This window comes from Pantoea wallisii (genome assembly GCF_002095485.1).
Classification (GTDB): domain Bacteria; phylum Pseudomonadota; class Gammaproteobacteria; order Enterobacterales; family Enterobacteriaceae; genus Pantoea; species Pantoea wallisii.
On record NZ_MLFS01000017.1, the window covers coordinates 49,477 to 69,406 of the forward strand.

General features: G+C 57.5%; 13 protein-coding genes, 1 tRNA gene and 1 pseudogene. 12 read left to right on the forward strand and 3 right to left on the reverse strand.

The window, feature by feature from the left end:
• Window positions 1-62: 62 nt before the first annotated feature.
• The 4 genes from tcyJ to HA48_RS08485 all read left to right on the forward strand — a co-directional run bounded on the left by tcyJ (window position 63) and on the right by HA48_RS08485 (window position 3,778).
• Complete coding sequence (gene tcyJ / locus HA48_RS08470) at window positions 63-863, forward strand: cystine ABC transporter substrate-binding protein (protein ID WP_128600623.1); 801 nt, start codon at window positions 63-65, stop codon at window positions 861-863.
• Window positions 863-1,531 carry a cystine ABC transporter permease gene (tcyL, locus tag HA48_RS08475; RefSeq protein WP_128600624.1) on the forward strand — a complete coding sequence of 223 codons (669 nt, stop codon included), beginning with the start codon at window positions 863-865 and terminating at the stop codon, window positions 1,529-1,531. The genes tcyJ and tcyL overlap by 1 nt, the downstream gene beginning before the upstream one ends.
• Window positions 1,528-2,280: an L-cystine ABC transporter ATP-binding protein TcyN gene (tcyN, locus tag HA48_RS08480; RefSeq protein WP_128600625.1), complete on the forward strand. Its 753-nt coding sequence runs from the start codon at window positions 1,528-1,530 to the stop codon at window positions 2,278-2,280. The genes tcyL and tcyN overlap by 4 nt, the downstream gene beginning before the upstream one ends.
• A gap of 415 nt (window positions 2,281-2,695) precedes the next feature.
• Window positions 2,696-3,778 (forward strand): acyltransferase family protein, encoded by a 1,083-nt coding sequence (locus tag HA48_RS08485; RefSeq protein WP_128600626.1) that lies wholly within the window; start codon window positions 2,696-2,698, stop codon window positions 3,776-3,778.
• A gap of 130 nt (window positions 3,779-3,908) precedes the next feature.
• Here the strand turns inward: HA48_RS08485 and putA are convergent.
• A pseudogene (gene putA, locus HA48_RS08490) lies at window positions 3,909-7,852 on the reverse strand (trifunctional transcriptional regulator/proline dehydrogenase/L-glutamate gamma-semialdehyde dehydrogenase).
• A gap of 441 nt (window positions 7,853-8,293) precedes the next feature.
• On the opposite strand from putA, the gene putP reads away from it, so the two are divergent.
• From putP to HA48_RS08525, 6 genes are all read left to right on the forward strand, one after another.
• Entirely contained in the window at window positions 8,294-9,778 is a 1,485-nt protein-coding gene (gene putP / locus HA48_RS08495; RefSeq protein ID WP_128600627.1) for a sodium/proline symporter PutP, read from the forward strand.
• Window positions 9,779-10,297: 519 nt separating this feature from the next.
• Entirely contained in the window at window positions 10,298-11,131 is an 834-nt protein-coding gene (gene efeU, locus HA48_RS08500; RefSeq protein WP_128600628.1) for an iron uptake transporter permease EfeU, read from the forward strand.
• Window positions 11,132-11,181: 50 nt separating this feature from the next.
• The gene (gene efeO / locus HA48_RS08505) at window positions 11,182-12,300 is read left to right on the forward strand and encodes an iron uptake system protein EfeO (RefSeq protein ID WP_128600629.1); all 1,119 of its coding nucleotides are present in this window, start codon (window positions 11,182-11,184) and stop codon (window positions 12,298-12,300) included.
• Between the two features lie 2 nt (window positions 12,301-12,302).
• Window positions 12,303-13,583 carry an iron uptake transporter deferrochelatase/peroxidase subunit gene (gene efeB / locus HA48_RS08510; protein ID WP_128600630.1) on the forward strand — a complete coding sequence of 427 codons (1,281 nt, stop codon included), beginning with the start codon at window positions 12,303-12,305 and terminating at the stop codon, window positions 13,581-13,583.
• 575 nt (window positions 13,584-14,158) lie between these two features.
• The gene (phoH, locus tag HA48_RS08520) at window positions 14,159-14,947 is read left to right on the forward strand and encodes a phosphate starvation-inducible protein PhoH (protein WP_128600631.1); all 789 of its coding nucleotides are present in this window, start codon (window positions 14,159-14,161) and stop codon (window positions 14,945-14,947) included.
• 245 nt (window positions 14,948-15,192) lie between these two features.
• Window positions 15,193-15,732: a DsrE family protein gene (locus HA48_RS08525; protein WP_244182817.1), complete on the forward strand. Its 540-nt coding sequence runs from the start codon at window positions 15,193-15,195 to the stop codon at window positions 15,730-15,732.
• 168 nt (window positions 15,733-15,900) lie between these two features.
• On the opposite strand, the gene HA48_RS08530 is transcribed toward HA48_RS08525, so the two are convergent.
• Window positions 15,901-15,988 (reverse strand) — tRNA-Ser (locus HA48_RS08530).
• 245 nt (window positions 15,989-16,233) lie between these two features.
• Here HA48_RS08530 and phoA point away from each other — a divergent pair.
• Window positions 16,234-17,643 carry an alkaline phosphatase gene (gene phoA, locus HA48_RS08535; RefSeq protein ID WP_128600633.1) on the forward strand — a complete coding sequence of 470 codons (1,410 nt, stop codon included), beginning with the start codon at window positions 16,234-16,236 and terminating at the stop codon, window positions 17,641-17,643.
• A 49-nt stretch (window positions 17,644-17,692) separates the two neighbouring features.
• Here the strand turns inward: phoA and HA48_RS08540 are convergent, their stop codons facing one another.
• A complete protein-coding gene (locus tag HA48_RS08540) occupies window positions 17,693-18,880 on the reverse strand; it encodes a YbfB/YjiJ family MFS transporter (protein ID WP_128600634.1) in 1,188 nt (395 codons plus the stop codon).
• Window positions 18,881-18,966: 86 nt separating this feature from the next.
• On the opposite strand from HA48_RS08540, the gene HA48_RS08545 reads away from it, so the two are divergent.
• Complete coding sequence (locus tag HA48_RS08545; protein WP_244182818.1) at window positions 18,967-19,776, forward strand: helix-turn-helix transcriptional regulator; 810 nt, start codon at window positions 18,967-18,969, stop codon at window positions 19,774-19,776.
• Window positions 19,777-19,930 lie beyond the last annotated feature (154 nt).

Consider the following 19,930-nt stretch of genomic DNA (forward strand, 5'->3'; position numbering starts at 1 on the left):
GCAACCCTGCGTACCGGTTGGGCACACAACAATCACAACACATCACAATAAATGGGGTAATTATGATCTTCTCTCCAATTCGTCGCCAGCTGGTGATGGGAATGATGGCGGTCGCACTGGTGGCGGGCGTCAACGTGAAAACCTTTGCCGCCGAAGATTTGCTGGCGCAGGTGAAGAGCAAGGGCGAGCTGCGCGTGGGTCTGGAAGGCACCTATCCGCCGTTCAGCTTCCAGGATGAGCGCGGCAAACTGACCGGCTTTGAAGTGGAGTTTGCACAGGAGCTGGCGCAGCACCTTGGGGTGAAAGCCGCACTGAAACCGACCAAATGGGATGGCATGCTGGCTTCGCTGGACTCCAAACGTATCGACGTGGTGATCAACCAGGTGACCATTTCACCTGAGCGTAAGAAGAAGTATGACTTCTCTACGCCGTACACCATCTCCGGCGTGCAGGCGCTGACCATGAAGAAAAACGCCGGCACCATCAGCAAACCGGACGATCTCTCCGGCAAGAAAGTGGGCGTGGGCCTGGGCTCCAACTACGAGCAGTGGCTGCGTGATAACGTCAAAGGCGTGGATATCCGCACTTATGATGATGACCCGACTAAATATCAGGACCTGCGCTCTGGCCGCGTTGACGCCATTCTGGTGGACCGCTTAGCCGCACTGGATCTGGTGAAGAAAACCGGTGACACCATGGCGGTAGCGGGCCCGGCCTTCTCACGTCTGGAGTCGGGCGTGGCGCTGCGTAAGGGCAACGAGGATCTGCTGAAAGCGATCAACGCGGCAATCGCGGACATGCAGAAAGATGGCTCGCTGAGCAAACTCTCTGAGAAGTGGTTCGGCGCGGACGTCACGAAATAATGCAGGAGAGCTTACAGCTGGTGCTGGATTCAGCACCTTTTCTCCTTAAAGGCGCGCTGTTTACGCTGCAGCTGAGTATCGGCGGGATGTTCTTCGGTCTGATACTCGGCTTCGTGCTGGCGCTGATGCGCCTGTCGCACTTCTGGCCGATCAACTGGCTGGCGCGTATTTACGTGTCGATTTTTCGTGGCACACCGCTCATCGCCCAACTGTTTATGATCTACTACGGTCTGCCGCAGTTTGGTATCGAGCTGGATCCGATCCCGTCAGCGATGATTGGCCTCTCGCTTAACACTGCCGCTTACGCGTCTGAATCACTGCGTGGCGCGATTGCCGCCATTGAGCGCGGTCAGTGGGAGGCGGCCGCCAGTATCGGTATGACGCCGTGGCAAACGCTGCGGCGCGTGATCTTGCCGCAGGCTGCCCGCACCGCGCTGCCGCCGCTGGGTAACAGCTTTATCAGCCTGGTGAAAGATACCTCGCTGGCGGCCACGATTCAGGTGCCGGAGCTGTTCCGTCAGGCGCAGCTGATCACCTCACGTACGCTGGAGGTCTTTACCATGTATCTGGCGGCCTCGCTGATCTACTGGGTAATGGCAACCGTGCTGTCGGCACTGCAGAACCGCCTTGAAGCGCATGTGAATCGTCAGGATCGGGAGGCGAAATGAGTGCGATTGAAGTACGTCAGCTGGTAAAGCGGTTTAACGGGCAGACCGTGCTGCACGGCATCGATCTGGATGTGGCGCCGGGCGAGGTGGTCGCGATTATCGGCCCAAGCGGCTCCGGTAAAACCACGCTGCTGCGCAGTATCAATCTGCTGGAGGTGCCTGAAAGCGGTCAGGTAATGGTGGGAAGTATCACCATCGACGCCAGCCTCGGGCTCAGTAAGCAGAAAGAGAAGGTACGGCAGCTGCGGCAGCAGGTTGGGTTTGTGTTCCAGAACTTTAACCTGTTTCCGCATCGTTCGGTGCTGGAGAACATCATCGAAGGCCCGGTGATTGTCAAAGGCGAGCCAAAAGCGGAAGCGGTGGCGCGTGCGCGCACGCTGCTGGAGAAAGTAGGGCTGCACGGCAAAGAGGAGAGTTTTCCGCGTCGCCTCTCCGGTGGTCAGCAGCAGCGCGTGGCGATCGCCCGCGCGCTGGCGATGCGTCCGGAGGTGATCCTGTTCGATGAGCCGACGTCGGCGCTCGATCCGGAGCTGGTGGGCGAAGTGCTGAGCACCATTCGGGCGCTGGCGCAGGAGAAACGCACGATGGTGATCGTCACTCATGAGATGAGCTTTGCGCGTGACGTGGCCGATCGCGCCATCTTTATGGATCAGGGGCGCATCGTGGAGCAGGGCGCGGCAAAAGCGCTGTTCAGTAATCCGCAGCAGCCCCGTACCCGGCAATTTCTCGATAAATTCCTCAATCAATAATCCCCCGGGCCGGCACGCTGGCCCGTTTTAATTCCCCCGCGCTAACATATTAATAAAATATTCTCTTACCCTTTTGGTGCATCAATATATCTTTTTTCATTACGGTAAATGTAACGCTGGTTTTCATTATCGCGGATAGTTCTTAATTTCCGGTGCATTTAACCGCAGCATCTGTTTCTTCTGATATTACCTTAGCCTCTCTAATCTCAGTGGAATTACGCAGCATTATTTCAGGTCAATTAATATATGGTACTGTAAAGTATTGTTAGATCAGGACCATTTAAAACACTTTAAGACTTTCGCTACAGTCACCACCACAGGGTTGTTGAATAATCGTTTAAAAATCATAAATGCATCAGCGCTTATTTCTTCACTCTTCTCCTTTAAGACCTACACTGCAGCGGGAGCTAATCCAATGAATAACGCCAGGAAAGAAGATATTGCATGGGTAAATACCCTGAAAGGGGCCTGTATATTACTGGTCGTGTTGTATCACACCGTATTACCGGGATTTGAAGGGACGGTAAAATATTTGAGCGCCGGCTGGATCCCGGCAGAAATATGGGTGCAGTTTAATACCGTATTATCACCCTTACGTATGCCAGCCTTTTTCTTTGTATCCGGGCTGCTGGCGACCAACGGCATTGTAAATCGTCCATGGAAGCAGGTGTTTACCAGCCGCATTACCAACCTGTTCTATCTCTACATCCTGTGGGGCTTTATCCAGTGGTGGTCCATTGTCGGCATCTCGACGGAGATCACCGGTCAGCGCATCTCACAAAACCTCAACGCCGCGTATGCCGGTTCGCTGTTCGAGTTTCTCAAGCTGACCTTTATGGCCATGAGCACCTCCTGGTATCTCTACGGTTTAGCGCTCTACTTCCTCTGTGCCAAAATCTTCCGCCAGCACAAAGTGGCGCTGCTGGTGGTGGCCGTGGTGCTCAATTATCTGGCAGCGGAGAAGGTTATTCCCTTCTGGGGGCCGCAGAGCCTGGCGCAGTACTTCCTGTTCTTCCTGCTGGGGGCATTCTGGAGCCCGCTGATGCTGCGCCTGAGTGAGCTGCGCCGTGAGAACATCAGCGCGTGGGCAGTGCTGGCGGCGCTGGCTGGCATTCACGTCATCTTCGGTCTCGATAAGAGCCTGTTCATGTGCATTATCGCCATACTGTTCAGCGTGGCGGCGTGCCGCTGGCTCAATGCGCACTTCGCGATGACATTCTTCAACTGGGTCGGGCGTAATACGCTGCAGATCTATGTGATACACCGCATCTTTATTGAGTTCTTTGGTATGTCGGCGATTCTGTTTGCTCAGCGTCACCATCTGTTCGAGCACGCGTGGTTTTCACTGCTTTGGGCCTGCCTGTACCCGCTGGCAATCGTGGGGATCTGTTCGCTCTGCTCCGTGGCGGTGTGGTCGCTGACCAACCGGGGGATGGGACAGTCGCTGTTTGTGTTCCCGACGCTGATTGGCTTAAAGCGCAGTAAGTCGGCGGCGTAGCGGTTGGGTGAGGGTTGCGCATCCGTGATCGCGATGCGAAGAGGTTGGCGGCCCGGGCGGATCACTTCTGCGGGATAAAAAAACGGGCGGCCCGCAAAGGCCGCCCGTTTTGTTTACTGCGTGCGCTGTGTTAACCAATGGTCATCAGGCTGGCATTGCCGCCTGCTGCAGCGGTGTTCACGCTCAGCGAACGCTCAATCAGCAGACGCTCCAGCAGCAGGTTAGTCTCACCGCGGGCAAAGCCTTGCACCGACACAATCGCGCCTTCGCGTGCGGCAATCTGCTCGCACAGGCTGCGCAGCTGATCGGCATCGCCATGGTAAATCACCGCATCAAACTCTGCGGCCAGCGGATCTTTCGCCAGCTCAATGCGCTGCTGTACGGCTGCCGGCAGCGACTGGCGCAGCGTGCGATGCAGCTCATCATCCTGCCACAGCGCCTGACTGCCTACGCTGGTCACGGCGGCCAGCTGAATCAGCGCATCCTCCTGGTTATCCGCGATACAGAGCACGCGCTCGCGCGGCAGCAGGGTAAAGGTGTTGCGCTCGCCGGTTGGGCCAGGCAGCAGTCGCACGGTACCGGCCTGCGCCAGCTCGTCGTAACGCTGGCACAGCGCCAGCAGCGCCGGCTTATCCTGCGCCCAGCTTTGCAGCGCCTGATGCGCCTGCAGCAGCATCGCACGCGCGGTGCTATCTACCGGACGCTCAGCATCCTGACGATCGAACGTCAGGCGCAGGCGCCGTCCGGACGGTTCGCCAGCAGGCGGTAGAGATAGAGTGGTCCACCGGCTTTCGGCCCGGTGCCCGACAAGCCTTCGCCGCCGAACGGCTGCACGCCCACTACCGCACCAACCATATTCCGGTTCACATAGAGGTTGCCCACTTTGGCACCGGCCGTGACCTGCGCAATGGTCTCATCGATACGGGTGTGCACGCCGAGCGTCAGGCCGTAGCCGGATGCGTTAATCTGCTCAATCAGCTGCGGCAGGTTGTTACGGGTGAAGCGCACCACGTGCAGCACCGGACCAAAGATCTCTTTATCCAGATCGCTTACCTGATCCAGCTCGATCAGCGTCGGTTTAATGAAGGTACCGCTCTGCCACTCTTTACTGTCCTGCGGGTTCTCCTGCACCGCCTGATACACGGTGAAGCCCTTATTACGTAACGCCTGAATGTGACGCTCAATATTGGCTTTGGCTTCGGCGTCAATCACCGGGCCAACATCCGTTGACAGACGCTCCGGGTTGCCCATGCGGCACTCCGCCATGGCGCCACGCAGCATTTTCAGCGTGTGGTCAGCCACATCGTCCTGAATACAGAGCAGACGCAGCGCCGAACAGCGCTGGCCGGCGCTATCGAAGGCCGACGCCACGATATCCACCACCACCTGCTCAGTCAGAGCGGAGGAGTCAACGATCATGGCGTTCATGCCGCCGGTTTCTGCAATCAGCGGAGTCGGGCGGCCCTGTGGATCAAGACGGCCCGCCAGGTTGCGTTGCAGCAGGGTCGCTACCGCCGTTGAGCCGGTGAACATCACGCCGCGCACGCGCTCATCGCCGGTCAGCTGTGCCCCCACGGTTTCACCCTGGCCCGGCAGCAGCTGCAGTACGCCCTCCGGTACGCCGGCATCCAGCATGATCTGCACCGCCTGCGCGGCGATCAATGGGGTCTGCTCGGCCGGTTTGGCCAGCACGCTGTTACCGGCGGCCAGCGCCGCGGCGATCTGCCCGGTGAAGATCGCCAGCGGGAAGTTCCACGGGCTGATACAGACCACCGGACCGAGCGGGCGATGGGTTTCGTTGTCGAAATCGTCACGCACCATGCCCGCGTAGTAATAGAGGAAATCGACCGCTTCACGCACTTCGGCGATGGCGTTGTTGTAGGTTTTACCGGCTTCACGCACCAGCAGACCAATCAGCTGCTGCATCTGACCTTCCATGGTTTGGGCGGCGCGCTCCAGAATGGCTGCGCGCTCCTGCGGCGGTGTGGCAAACCAGATCGGACCGGCATTGACCGCGGCATCCAGCGCGCGGGAGACCTCCTGCGGTGTTGCTTCGCGTACGCTCCCGACCACATCGCCCGGTGCTGAGGGGTTGAGCACCGGACGGCTCTCGCCGGTATCGCACCTGCCTGCAATCATCGGCTCAGCGATCCACGGCTGGCTGGCGCTGGTCAGCAGGGCGCTGGAGAGCGACGCCAGACGGTGTTCGTTTGCCAGGTCGAGACCCGCCGAGTTCACGCGCTTATCGCCATAGAGATCGCGCGGCAGGGGGATCTTCGGATGCGGCAAGCCAATGGCACCTTCGCTGATGCCCATCTTCTCCACGGCGGAGACCGGATCGGCCACCAGCTCATCGATCGGCAGTGTGTTATCGGCAATACGGTTAACAAAGGATGTGTTGGCACCGTTCTCCAGCAGGCGGCGCACCAGATACGCCAGCAGCGTTTCGTGCGTACCAACCGGCGCATAGATGCGGCATGGGCGGTTCAGTTTGCCATCGGCCACTTTCCCCACCACCTGCTCGTACAGTGGTTCACCCATGCCGTGCAGGCACTGGAACTCATACTGGCCCGGATAGTAGTTATTGCCCGCCAGCTGATAGATCGCCGCCAGCGTATGGGCGTTGTGCGTTGCGAACTGCGGGTAGATCAGGTTTGGCACGGCCAGCAGTTTACGGGCGCAGGCGAGATAGGAGATATCGGTATACACCTTACGGGTGTAAACCGGATAGCCCTCCAGGCCCTCCATCTGCGCGCGCTTGATCTCGCTATCCCAGTATGCGCCCTTCACCAGACGGATCATCAGACGGCGACGGCTGCGCTGCGCCAGATCCACCAGCGAGTCGATGACAAACGGACAGCGTTTCATGTAGGCCTGAATCACGAAGCCGATACCGTTCCAGCCCTCCAGCTCGGGCTCGAAGCAGAGCTTCTCCAGCAGGTCGAGCGACAGCTCAAGGCGATCCGCCTCTTCTGCATCGATGTTGATACCGATGTCATACGAGCGGGCCAGCAGCGTCAGGGATTTGAGAATAGGGTAGAGCTCCTCCATCACGCGCTCATACTGCGCACGGCTGTAGCGCGGATGCAGCGCCGAGAGCTTAATGGAGATGCCCGGGCCTTCATAAATGCCGCGCCCATTGGAGGCTTTACCGATGGCGTGGATCGCCTGCTGATAGGAGAGCAGATACGCTTTGGCATCGCTGGCGGTCAGCGCCGCTTCGCCCAGCATGTCATAGGAGTAGCGGAAGCCTTTCTCCTCCAGCTTGCGTGCGTTTGCCAGCGCCTCGGCAATGGTCTCACCGGTGACGAACTGCTCGCCCATCAGGCGCATCGCCATATCCACACCTTTGCGAATCAGTGGCTCACCGCTTTTGCCGATGATGCGGTTGAGTGATTTCGACAGATTGGCTTCGTTGTGCGTAGACACCAGACGTCCGGTAAACAGCAGGCCCCAGGTTGCGGCATTCACAAACATTGATGGGCTGCGGCCAAGATGTGACTGCCAGTTACCGTTACTGATTTTGTCGCGAATCAGCGCATCGCGGGTGGGCTTGTCAGGAATACGCAGCAGCGCTTCCGCCAGACACATCAGCGCCACGCCCTCTTGTGAGGAGAGGGAGAACTCCTGCAGCAGGCTTTGCACCATACCGGCGCGTCCGGTTGCACCTTTTTGGTGCCGCAGCTTGTCGGCCAGGCTGTAGGCCAGCTGATGTGTTTTCTCTGCCAGCGGCGCAGGCAGACGTGCCTGCTCCAGCAGCATCGGTACCGCATCGGTCTCCGGGCGACGCCAGGCTGCCGTAATGGCAGAGCGGGTAACCGACTGCGGCAGAATGTGTTCGGCGAAGTCGAGGAAAGGCTGCACTGACTCATCCGGCGCGCTTTCTGCGCTCTCAGCGTCCGTGAGCTGCAGCGGGATTTCCGGCAGTGTTTCACCGGCCTCCAGCTGCGTCAGATAGTTAAAAATGGCCTGTTTGATCAGCCAGTGCGGCGTGCGATCAATCTTACCGGCGGCCAGTTTAATGCGATCGCGGGTGGCTTCATCCAGCTTCACCCCCATGGTCGTCGTTCCCATGATTTCCTCATCTTCAAAATGAATCAACATCAGCGTGGGCTGCACTATCACTCATGTTGCAACTTTGTGCAACCGTGTTAAATGTGACCTCAGTTGCACGTTTTACACCGCCTTTTTGATGCCTGTGGTAAAAGCGGCATAAAACTTGCTGCAAGAATCTCGCCAGTTGTGCAGGGCACCTCAATAAAGGGCAACCAGAGTGCATTGGGTGCAACCAAAGTGTGAGCAGGCGCAACCTGTGAGCACAGAAAGGTAAAAGTGAGGTGAAACCCAGGTAACAGCTGTGTTAAATGCATTGTGCGCGCCGCACCTTTGCGGCAGGATACCGCGCCTTAAGAGAAATCGCTTTCTCTGGATGCGGTAAAGCCCTGGCTGCTATCCCGTTCCGATAGCGCAGGTAAAAGATTTCTCTTACGAGATCAAATAATAAGTGGAGAGAGTATGAGTGTAAGCACACCGATGCTGGTGACCTTTGTCATTTACATCCTTGGGATGGTGTTGATTGGTTTCATTGCCTGGCGATCAACCAAGAACTTTGACGACTATATTCTGGGCGGCCGCAGTCTGGGCAGCGTAGTGACGGCGCTCTCGGCGGGCGCATCAGACATGAGTGGCTGGCTGCTGATGGGCCTGCCGGGCGCCATTTTCCTGTCAGGCATCTCTGAGAGCTGGATCGCTATCGGCCTGACCATCGGCGCGTGGCTTAACTGGAAGATTGTGGCGGGCCGCCTGCGCGTGCAGACCGAACACCACAACAACGCCTTAACGCTGCCGGACTTCTTCACCAGCCGCTTCGAAGACAACAGTAAACTGCTGCGTGTTATCTCGGCGGTGGTCATTCTGATCTTCTTCACTATCTACTGTGCTTCAGGTGTTGTAGCGGGCGCGCGCCTGTTTGAGAGCACCTTCGGCATGGATTATCAGACCGCGCTGTGGGCCGGGGCAGCTGCCACTATCCTCTACACGCTGGTGGGTGGATTCCTTGCGGTGAGCTGGACCGATACCGTGCAGGCCAGCCTGATGATCTTCGCGCTGATCCTGACGCCGGTGTTTGTGATTATCGCCGTGGGCGGCCTGGACGACTCGCTGGCGGTGATTGAAGCGAAGAGCCTGGAAAACCTCGACATGCTGAAAGGGCTGAACTTTGTCGCAGTGATTTCGCTGCTGGGCTGGGGGCTGGGCTACTTTGGTCAGCCACATATCCTGGCACGCTTCATGGCGGCGGATTCACATCGCTCAATCCGTACGGCACGACGTATCGGTATGGCGTGGATGATCCTGTGCCTGGCGGGTGCGGTGGCGGTTGGTTTCTTCGGCATCGCCTATTTCCAGAACCACCCGGAGCAGGCGGCTGGCGTAAGCGAGAACGGCGAGCGCGTGTTTATCGAACTGGCGCGTATTCTGTTTAACCCGTGGATTGCCGGTATTCTGCTCTCCGCGATCCTGGCGGCAGTCATGTCAACCCTGAGCTGCCAGCTGCTGGTGTGTTCGAGTGCGCTGACGGAGGATCTCTACAAAGGTTTCCTGCGTAAAAACGCCAGTCAGAAAGAGCTGGTGTGGGTAGGGCGCCTGATGGTGCTGCTGATTGCGCTGATTGCCATCGCGCTGGCCGCTAACCCGGAAAACCGCGTGCTGGGCCTGGTGAGCTACGCCTGGGCTGGATTCGGTGCCGCATTCGGACCGGTGGTGCTGTTTGGCGTGTGCTGGAAGCGCATGACGCGCAACGGCGCGCTGGCCGGCATGGTCGTGGGTGCCGCCACCGTTCTGCTGTGGAAACAGTATGGCTATACACCGCTGTATGAGATCATCCCTGGCTTTATCTTCGCCAGCATCGCGATTGTGGTGTTCAGCCTGATTGGCCGTGCGCCTTCAGCGGCGGCTCAGCAGCGTTTTGCGGCAGCAGAAGCGGAATATAACGCGAAGTAAGCGCGTTTGAGTTGAAAGACCCGCGTCATAAGTGATGCGGGTTTTTTTATGCCTGCAGCATCCTTACCGTTTCTACCGCTGGAATGATGGAGCAGGTCAGAAGGGGTGCTGAGCACGCCGGATCGGCAACACCCGCGTCCTGCGGGCCTCGGCATCCCTGCCGCGTGACGTCCGGCTTACCTCAACATCCCTTCTTCCTCCATACAGATGAGCCGCTTTAAATCATCAGCAACGCCCAGGCTCAAAGGGCAAACGAGGTTATATGGCTTGCAGCTGCCTCCGCGCCAGGGAAGGCGCGGCGGCAGGCCTCATGGATGCGTTTATGCCGGTGCAGCAAGCCATATAACTTTGTTAGCCCGGATGCAAAACCAACAGCGATACTGAGCAAGGGCCCCGCAAAACAAAATTAATTTCGCACGGTGACTTGTATTTTTTAGCGCGATAATGATAATCGATATCGTTCGCACTTTACGTAATTTTACTTTCGATTTACCCTTCTTAATATTCAAGAGGTTGGTGATGTTTGTACCTTTTCTCATCATGCTGCGCGAAGGTCTTGAAGCAGCGCTCATCGTCAGCCTGATTGCCAGCTATCTGAAACGCACCCAGCGCACCCGGTGGTTTCCCGCCATGTGGGCAGGCGTCTTCATTGCTGCTGCGCTCTGTCTGGCGCTTGGCCTCTTTATCAACGCCACCACCGGTGAATTCCCGCAGAAACAGCAGGAGCTGTTTGAAGGCATCGTGGCCGTCATCGCCGTCATCATTCTCACCTCAATGGTGTTCTGGATGCGCAACGTGGCGCGCAACATTAAAGCCACGCTGGAAAAATCGGTCGATCAGGCTCTGCAAAACCGCGGTGGCAGTGGCTTACCGCTGGTGCTGATGGTGTTTCTGGCCGTAGCGCGGGAGGGGCTCGAATCCGTCTTCTTCCTGCTGGCGGCTTTCACCCAGGATGTCGGGTACGCACCGCCTGTTGGCGCCGTGCTGGGTCTGGTCACCGCCGTGGTGCTGGGGATGTTGATCTACTATGGCGGTATCCGCCTCAATATGGCGCACTTCTTCCGCTGGACCAGCCTGTTCATCCTTTTCGTGGCGGCCGGGCTGGCCGCCGGTGCGATTCGCGCCTTCCACGAAGCCGGACTCTGGAACCACTTCCAGACGACGGCGTTTGACTGGAGCAACATCCTCTCTACGCACTCGATATTCGGCACGCTGCTGGAGGGCGTTCTCGGTTATCAGGAGGCGCCCAGCGTCAGCGAAGTGGCGATGTGGCTACTCTATCTGATCCCGGCACTGCTGCTGTTTTTCTTCCCGGCACGTCCGACGCCTGGCGCCGCACGTACCGCACGCTAACTTCTTCAGGCGCTGCGCGCGCCTGCTTCTTCTGTAACAGGGATAACACTATGACGATTCGCTTCCGCCGCAAGGCGCTGTTGGTCTCCATGCTGGCGCTCTCCGGCGCGGCGTCTGCCGCTGCCGTTCCGCAGGTCACCGTCACCGTGACAGACCAGCAGTGTGAGCCCATGTCGCTCAACGTTCAGGCCGGTAAAACCCAGTTCATTATCAAAAATAACAGCCAGAAAGCGCTGGAGTGGGAGATCCTCAAAGGCGTTATGGTGGTGGAAGAGCGTGAAAATATTGCGCCGGGCTTCAGCCAGAAGCTCACTGCGAATCTTGAAGCGGGCGAATATGAGATGACCTGTGGCCTGCTCAGTAACCCGAAAGGCAAGCTGGTGGTGAGCGGCGCCAGCAAAACGGCCACTAACGGCAAGCCCGATGTGCTGCAGCTGGTTGGCCCGATTGCCGATTACAAACTCTATGTGATGAACGAAGTCAGCGCGCTGGTCGCGGGCACCAAAGCCTTTACCGATGCGGTCAAAGTCGGCGATGTGGCAAAAGCCAAAGCGTTGTACGCGTCCGCACGCGTGCACTACGAGCGCATCGAACCCATTGCAGAGCTCTTCTCTGACCTGGATGGCAGCATTGACGCGCGTGAGGATGATTTTGAGAAAAAGGCGGATGATCCGAAATTCACCGGTTTCCACCGCCTTGAGAAGCTCCTGTTTGCGGACAACACGACCCACGGGGCGGACGCATTTGCTACCCAGCTGAATCAGGATGTGCTGGAGTTGCAGACCCGCATCAGCGCCCTGGCATTCCCGCCGGCAAAAGTGGTGGGTGGCGCAGCGGGCCTGATCGAAGAGGTGGCCTCCAGTAAAATCTCCGGCGAGGAAGATCGCTACAGCCGTACCGATCTGTCAGATTTTCAGGCCAATATCGATGGCGCGCAGAAAATCGTTGAGCTGTTGCGTCCCCTGCTGGAAAAAGCCAATCCACAGCTGCTGGCGAAGGTGGATACGAACTTTAAGAAAGTGGATGGCATTCTCAGCAAATACCGCACGCCGGACGGCTTTGAATCCTATGAAAAACTCACCACCACCGATCGTAATGCGCTGAAAGGGCCCATCACAACCCTGGCGGAAGATCTCTCCCTGTTACGTGGCACGTTAGGTCTCGATTAATCATGAGTAAGCAAAATGACGCGGCGCAACCGTCGCGTCGCCGTCTGTTGCAGGGGTTAGGGGTGCTGGGCGGCGCAGCTGCCCTTGCCGGTGGCTGTCCGTTTCATGCAGCGGCCGCCGGTGAACGTTTCTCGCCGGGTACGGTAACACCCGGTGCGCGTCAGCAGGTGCAACCGTTTTACGGCGCGCATCAGGCAGGCATCCTGACGCCGCAGCAGGCATCCATGATGCTGGTGGCATTCGACGTGCTGGCTACTGAGAAAACCGAGCTTGAGCGCCTGTTCCGTTTGCTGACGCAGCGCTTTGCATTTCTCACGCAGGGCGGACCGGCGCCGGTGGTACAGAACCCGCAGCTGCCGCCCATGGACTCCGGTATTCTGGGCGCCGATATCGCGCCCGATAACCTGACCATCACGCTGTCGGTTGGCCACAGCCTGTTTGATGAGCGCTTTGGGCTGGGGGCGCATAAACCGGCGCAGCTGCAGGCCATGACGCGCTTCCCTAATGATTCGCTCGACGCTGAGCAGTGCCATGGCGATATCCTGCTGCAAATCTGTGCCAATACGCAGGATACCGTTATCCACGCACTGCGCGACATCATCAAACACACGCCGGATTTGCTGGCGGTGCGCTGGCGGCGCGACGGCTTTATCGCCGATCACGCCGCGCGCAGTAACGGTAAAGAGACGCCGATTAATCTGCTGGGTTTCAAAGACGGTACGGCAAATCCGGACACGCAGAACAGCGCGCTGATGGACAAACTGTTGTGGGTCACGGCGGACCAGCAGGAGCCGGCATGGGCGCGCGGGGGCAGCTATCAGGCGGTGCGCATTATCCGCTTTCACGTTGAGATGTGGGATCGCACGCCGCTGGGCGAGCAGCAGACAATCTTTGGCCGCGAAAAGTTATCGGGTGCGCCGCTGGGCATGCAGCATGAGCACGATGTGCCTGACTACCGCAGCGATCCGGACGGTGAACGCATTGCGCTGGACGCACATATCCGTCTGGCCAATCCGCGAATGCCAGAAACCGAGAGCAGTCTGATGCTGCGACGTGGCTATAGCTACTCTGCGGGCATCACCGGGGCAGGGCAGCTGGATATGGGGTTATTGTTTATCTGTTACCAGCATGATTTAACGAAAGGTTTTATTACCGTGCAAAAACGGCTGAACGGTGAAGCGCTGGAGGAGTATATTCGCCCTATCGGTGGCGGATACTTTTTTGCGCTGCCCGGCGTAACGGATAAAAGTCATTATCTCGGCCAGTTACTGCTGCAGGCCTGATTAATTAATGCACAGCGCCCGGTAGACAAAAACGTTACCGGGCGTGATTGTTAAATTCTGCTTAAATTTCCCGCGCAAGCTCCCTATTTCCGAATGTTCTGAAAAATCTCAAATACGGGATAATAATCCATCCTGTTGAATTTAATAATGAAATTAATTTAAGTACGATGCGCCTGGGCTGCGCTTATCATTAATTCTTTAACTCCAGGTAAATTTACTGTTGCAAATTGCCACTAATATGATTCACTTTACTTATAAGCGTTGTCAGTTGTGTGGCTAAGTCCACTGGAGTTCGCGCATGACCTCGTCCATCTTCGGACAGTTAAATAGACATCATCAAGCGCAGTTCGCCGCGGGGGATATCCTCCCGCCTGAAAATCTCCTTCTTTTTTCACTTCTTAACGCGCAACAAAATTCACTTCTCTACCGGTGCGCGACAGCGTTTCGGCGCTATCGCACACTTTTCCTGCTGTCTCAATACGGCTTACAAGGAAGCCATCGAAACCTCTAAAGCGTTCAAGTCATCGCCGCGGGTGATCCGTCGCGATTAATGAAACCAACTGTAAGGTGCCACTATGGGAAGACAGAAAGCAGTGATCAAAGCGCGTCGTGAAGCTCGTCGGGTGCTTCGTAATGACTCTCGCAGTCATCGTCAGCGTGAAGAAGAATCGGTCACTTCGCTGGTGCAGATGGGTGGGCTGGATGCAATTGGCATGGCGCGCGATGTGCGTGACCGGGCACCGATTGAAGCCCGAAATGAAGCTCAGGCGCACTATCTTAACGCCATAGAAACGAAACAGCTGATATTCGCCACCGGTGAAGCCGGTTGCGGTAAAACCTGGATTAGCGCAGCGAAAGCCGCTGAAGCCCTGATCAATAAGGATATCGAAAGGATTATTGTGACGCGCCCGGTGCTACAGGCGGATGAAGACCTCGGTTTCCTCCCTGGAGATATTGCTGAGAAATTCGCCCCCTATTTCCGCCCGGTTTACGACGTTCTGGTTAAACGTCTCGGCGCTTCCTTTATGCAGTACTGCCTGCGACCCGAAATCGCTAAGGTGGAGATCGCGCCCTTCGCGTATATGCGCGGACGCACGTTTGAGAATGCGGTGGTGATCCTTGATGAGGCACAAAACGTCACCGCCGCACAGATGAAAATGTTCTTAACCCGTCTGGGTGAGAACGTGACGGTGATTGTTAACGGTGATATCACTCAGTGCGATCTGCCCGCCAGCGTCAAATCCGGTCTTGCCGATGCGCTGGCGCGTTTTGAAGAGGATGAGATGATTGGCGTGGTGCGTTTTGGTAAAGACGATTGTGTCCGCTCGGCACTGTGCCAGCGTACGCTAAACGCTTACAGTTAACCTTGCTTTAATTGACAGACATCAACCCGGCTCCGGCCGGGTTTTTTATTGGCCGATCACATCGGCAAGATAGATCACTTTTCAGCGCTCCCGGCCGGGTGAGGCCGGAAAATTCTGCAATCGCTCTGCGGCTAATAAATTCGTGTCATACTCAGCGAGGCATTTTTTCAGCAATCGGGGAGCGGGCAATGCGGTCTGTCGTGATAAGCGCAATTATCGCTGTTGCAGGCGGGATATGTGGGGCAATGATAAGCAAGAGCGATGGATTGTTCTCTTCCGGCGGCGGTTCTCAATCCGCGGTCAACGCGATTGACGGCGTTTCGCCTGCTATTGACGGTTATGGCAAAGTGCATTATGACGCCAGCAGTGCTTTTCAGCCGGACAGGGCGCTGAGCCATAAAGTGGTGTTTAAAGTCAGTCAGGGAGAGGCAAAACGCGCTCAGGTGAACCCGGCGCTGGAGCAGGTGGCACAGGTCGTTAATACCTATGTGGCAGCCGGCGTGCCGCTGCAGCAGCTGCAATTTGTGGTAGCGGTGAATGGCGAGGCGACCGATGCCATGCTGAATAATGCACGCTTCCGTACCCTGTTCGGCGTGGATAACCCTAATCTGCCTTTGATCACTGCGCTGAAACAGCAGGGCGTTAAGGTGACGGTCTGCGATCAGGCACTGGCATGGCACCACTATCAACCGCAGTGGATCGCGGATTCAGTGATCCATACGCCGTCGGCCTTGACCACCGTCACTACGTTACAAAACCAGGGTTATGCGCTGCTTAATATGTGATGAGTTGCCCTGGCGGCTCTGTGGGTTGCCACTACGAAACCTGGAGCGCTGGATTGTGGGCCACAGCAATAACGATAGCGTGAGAAGCCCGTCGGGGGTTCGAATCCCCCTCGATCGGAGAATATATAAAAAAAAGCCTGAACTTTCGTTCAGGCTCTTCTTAGAATATGGCGGTGAGAGGGGGATTCGAACCCCCGATACGTTGCCGTATACACACTTTCCAGGCGTGCTCCTTCAGCCACTCGGACACCTCACCATATTTTTTTCGCTAACCACTGTGGGTCAACGGGGCGCTACTATAGGGAGTTCGCTGAAAAGGGTCAAGCGCTATTTTCTCCTTTTTTTCTATCCGCTTAAGCTGTGTGCAAATCGCTGCAACGCTGTGCGAACTGGCCGTTCTGTCATCAAATTACACCCGGCGTGACACAAAAGTGTCACTCAACTGTCGCAGACTTGTCAGCGGAAATAGTAAGTCAAATCTACTGATAAGGATGCTGATTAATGAAATACTTACCTCTCTTTACCGTCTCTCTGCTGGCCTCTGTAATCGCGACCTCTGCGGTAGCGGAGGATGTCGCGCACTATTCGCGTGCCGCAATAGGGGATATCACCCAGCACGGTGGTGCGCGTCGCTTAACCGGCGACCAGACGGAAGCGCTGAAAGCATCGTTAAGTAATACCACGGCAAAGAACGTCATTTTGCTGATTGGCGATGGCATGGGGGATTCAGAAATCACCGCCGCGCGTAATCAGGCAAGAGGTGCCGGTGGTTTTTTCCCCGGCCTTGATGCCCTACCGCTCACCGGCCAGTACACGCACTACTCGCTGGATAAGAAAACCCATAAACCCAATTACGTTACTGACTCAGCGGCCTCGGCAACGGCGTGGGCCACCGGTACCAAGTCCTATAACGGGGCGATTGGCGTGGACGTGAACGGTAAAGATCAGGTCACCTTGCTTGAGCTGGCGAAAGCGGCAGGCAAAGCCACTGGCAATGTCTCAACCGCAGAGCTGCAGGATGCCACGCCCGCCGCGCTGATGGCGCACGTCACGTCGCGTAAGTGCTACGGCCCGGAAAAAACCAGCGAGCTGTGCCCGACTAACGCACTGGAGCAGGGCGGGAAAGGATCGATAAGCGAGCAGATGCTCAAAACCCGCCCGGATGTCACGCTGGGTGGCGGAGCCAAATCCTTCAGTGAGGTGGCTAAAGCTGGCGAGTATCAGGGGAAAACGCTGCGCGATCAGGCTCAGGCGCTCGGTTTTCAGCTGGTCAGTAATCTGGACGGTATGAACGGCGTTCGCCAGGCCGATCAACGCACGCCGCTGCTGGGCCTGTTTTCAGAGGGTAATATGCCGGTGCGCTGGCAGGGGCCGAAAGCCAGCTATCACGGCAACATTGATAAGCCCGTTGTAACCTGTGAAGTCAATTCAGCGCGTCCGGCATCAGTACCGACGCTGGCGCAGATGACGAAAAAGGCGCTGGATCTGCTGAGCACGAACCCGAAAGGCTTCTTCCTGCAGGTGGAGGGCGCGTCAATTGATAAGCAGGATCACGCCGCCAACCCGTGCGGTCAGATTGGTGAAACCGTTGATCTGGATGAAGCCGTACAGCAGGCGCTGGCCTTTGCGCGTGAGCACGGCGATACGCTGGTGGTGGTCACAGCGGACCACGCGCATAGCAGCCAAATCATTGAAAACGGCAGTGAGGCACCGGGTCTGACCCAGGCGCTGAACACCAAAGATGGCGCGGTGATGACCATCAGCTACGGCAACTCGGAAGATGATTCCCAGGGCCACACCGGTACGCAAATCCGCATCGCGGCTTACGGTCCTCATGCGTCAAATGTGGTGGGCCTGACCGATCAGACGGATCTCTTCTTTACGCTGAAAAATGCAATGGGCATTCAGTAAACCCTGGCGCACAGCGGATGCCCTGTGGCGAATCGCTCCCGGGTATCCGCTACTTTGTCTGTTTAGGGGTGGAACGCGCCTGCAGCACAATCCACCCTCCGGCTATCAATCCGACTGCTGCCAGTCCCAGCGCAGGTTGCAGCGAAGCAAAGAGGTGCACACTGGCAGATGACACCAGCGGGCCAATCAGCTGGCCGGTGGCATAACCAGAGGTGAGCACCGCCACGGTTTTTGCCAGATTGCCGCTGGTCAGCTCGCGCGCCAGGCGCATCGAAAGCTGCATAATCGACAAAAACGCCAGACCAATCACCACGGTTGCCAGCAGTAGACCGCCGGCGCCAGGCAACATCACCACGGCGGCGACGCCGAATCCCTGCATCATCATCACCAGCGCCAGACTAATGCGGGTATTGATGCGCGGTGCACAGGCAATCACTAACAGCACGCCAGCGATCGCTGCCACGCCAAACAGGGGCCAGAACAGCGCGGCGCGTTGCCCGCTCGCAAACAGGCTGTGGGCCATCTGCGACAGAAACGTCGCGGGCAAAATGTATCCGAAGCCCGCCAGCGTATAGGCGATCAGCAGCCGTTTCAGCGCCGGGCTCAGGGTGGCAGCCTGTGTCTGCTGGCGTGCCGGCAGGGTCGCAGGCAGTGCACGCCACACCAGCAGCGCACCCGCCAGCGCCACCACGCCGTAGACGCACCAGGCCGTTGCATCATGCAGATGAAACTGTGCCATCAGCCATGCCAGCACGCCGGTCAATGTGATGCCAATGCCCGGCCCGGTAAACACCGCAGCGGACATGCGCGGCGCCCCCTCAGCAGCCAGCACCATCTGCGTCCAGGAGGTTATCAGGATCAGCGCCCAGGCGCCGCCGATGCCGGCGATAAAGCGAAACAGGCACTGCAGCGTGAAATCGGCGGTAAAGCCCGACAGCAGCGTCACCAGCGCCGTCGCCAGTAACCCGCTCTTCAGATAGCGCGCGTGGTGCTGACGCAGCCGGCTCACCTGTAGCGCCCCAAGCAGATAACCGATGTAGTTCATCGCTGCCAGCACGCCGGCGCTGGAGAGCGACAGATGGTGGTCAGCTATCATCAGCGGTATTTGCGGCGTTAAGGAGAAGCGCCCCATGCCCATCACCACCACCAGCGTGACAATGCCGGTCAGAAGCGTAACCAGGCGGACTCTTTGCGACGGGTTGCGGGGTTGCGCACCCGGTAGTGATTCTGCTGACATATTTTGCTTTACTCCCGTGAGATACCGTAATCTTGCCGTCGATAGTAAACGTCAATCAGTCAGTGAAAAATGGGGCGGTTTATCCTATGACTACAGGTCATACCCGGGCGGAAAACATGCGCAATCAGGATGTGAAAAACTTCCTTACGACCCACCGCGCGCGCGTTGATCCGCAGCGCTACGGTTTCAGCACGCTTAACCGGCGCGTCAAAGGTTTGCGCCGCGAAGAGGTGGCACAGCTGGCCGCAGTGAGCGTTAGCTGGTACACCTGGCTTGAGCAGGGACGCGATATCAGCATCTCCCTGGCCGCGCTGCAGCGCATTGGCAGAGTGCTGCAACTCTCCGTCACCGAGCAGGAGTATCTGGAAGCGCTGATCTTTGGTAATGCGCATCCACAGTTGCTTAGTCAGGCACTGCCAGCCGAGGTGATGGCCATGGTGGATGCGCTGGAACCCCATCCGGCATTCGTGCGCCGCGCCAACATGGACATCGTCTACTGGAATCAGGCCGCCCGGTCGCTGATTGTGGATTGGTCGCTGCTGCCCGCAGAGGATCGTAATACGCTTAAGCTGATGTTCCTTAACGACGATTACCGCCAGCGCATTCATGGCTGGGAGCAGGCTGCGCGCCATACGTTATCGGCGTTTCGTGCCAGTTACGTCGCCAGTAATCAGGCGCAGGCGTTTGAGTCAGTCATTACGGATCTGCTGGCGCGCAGCAGCGATTTTCGCACCATGTGGAACTATCAGGATGTCAGCAAAATGGGCACTGGTAATAAGACCATCATTGATGTCGAGGGCAGGGCACAGACCTATACCTACACGTCGCTACTGATTGAGCAGACGCCGGGCATGCATGTCATCTTTTATCTGCCGGACGGCACGGGCACGCGCTAAGCCGCAGCAACACGCTGCAAGCACTACCACACCTCTATCGCTGCAGATACGGCACAGGGTCAGAAGGGAGGGTGAGCACGCCCGGAACGGCAACGGCCGCATCCATGTGGGCCTCGGCACGCGGCATCCCTGCCGCGTGACGTCCGGGCTTACC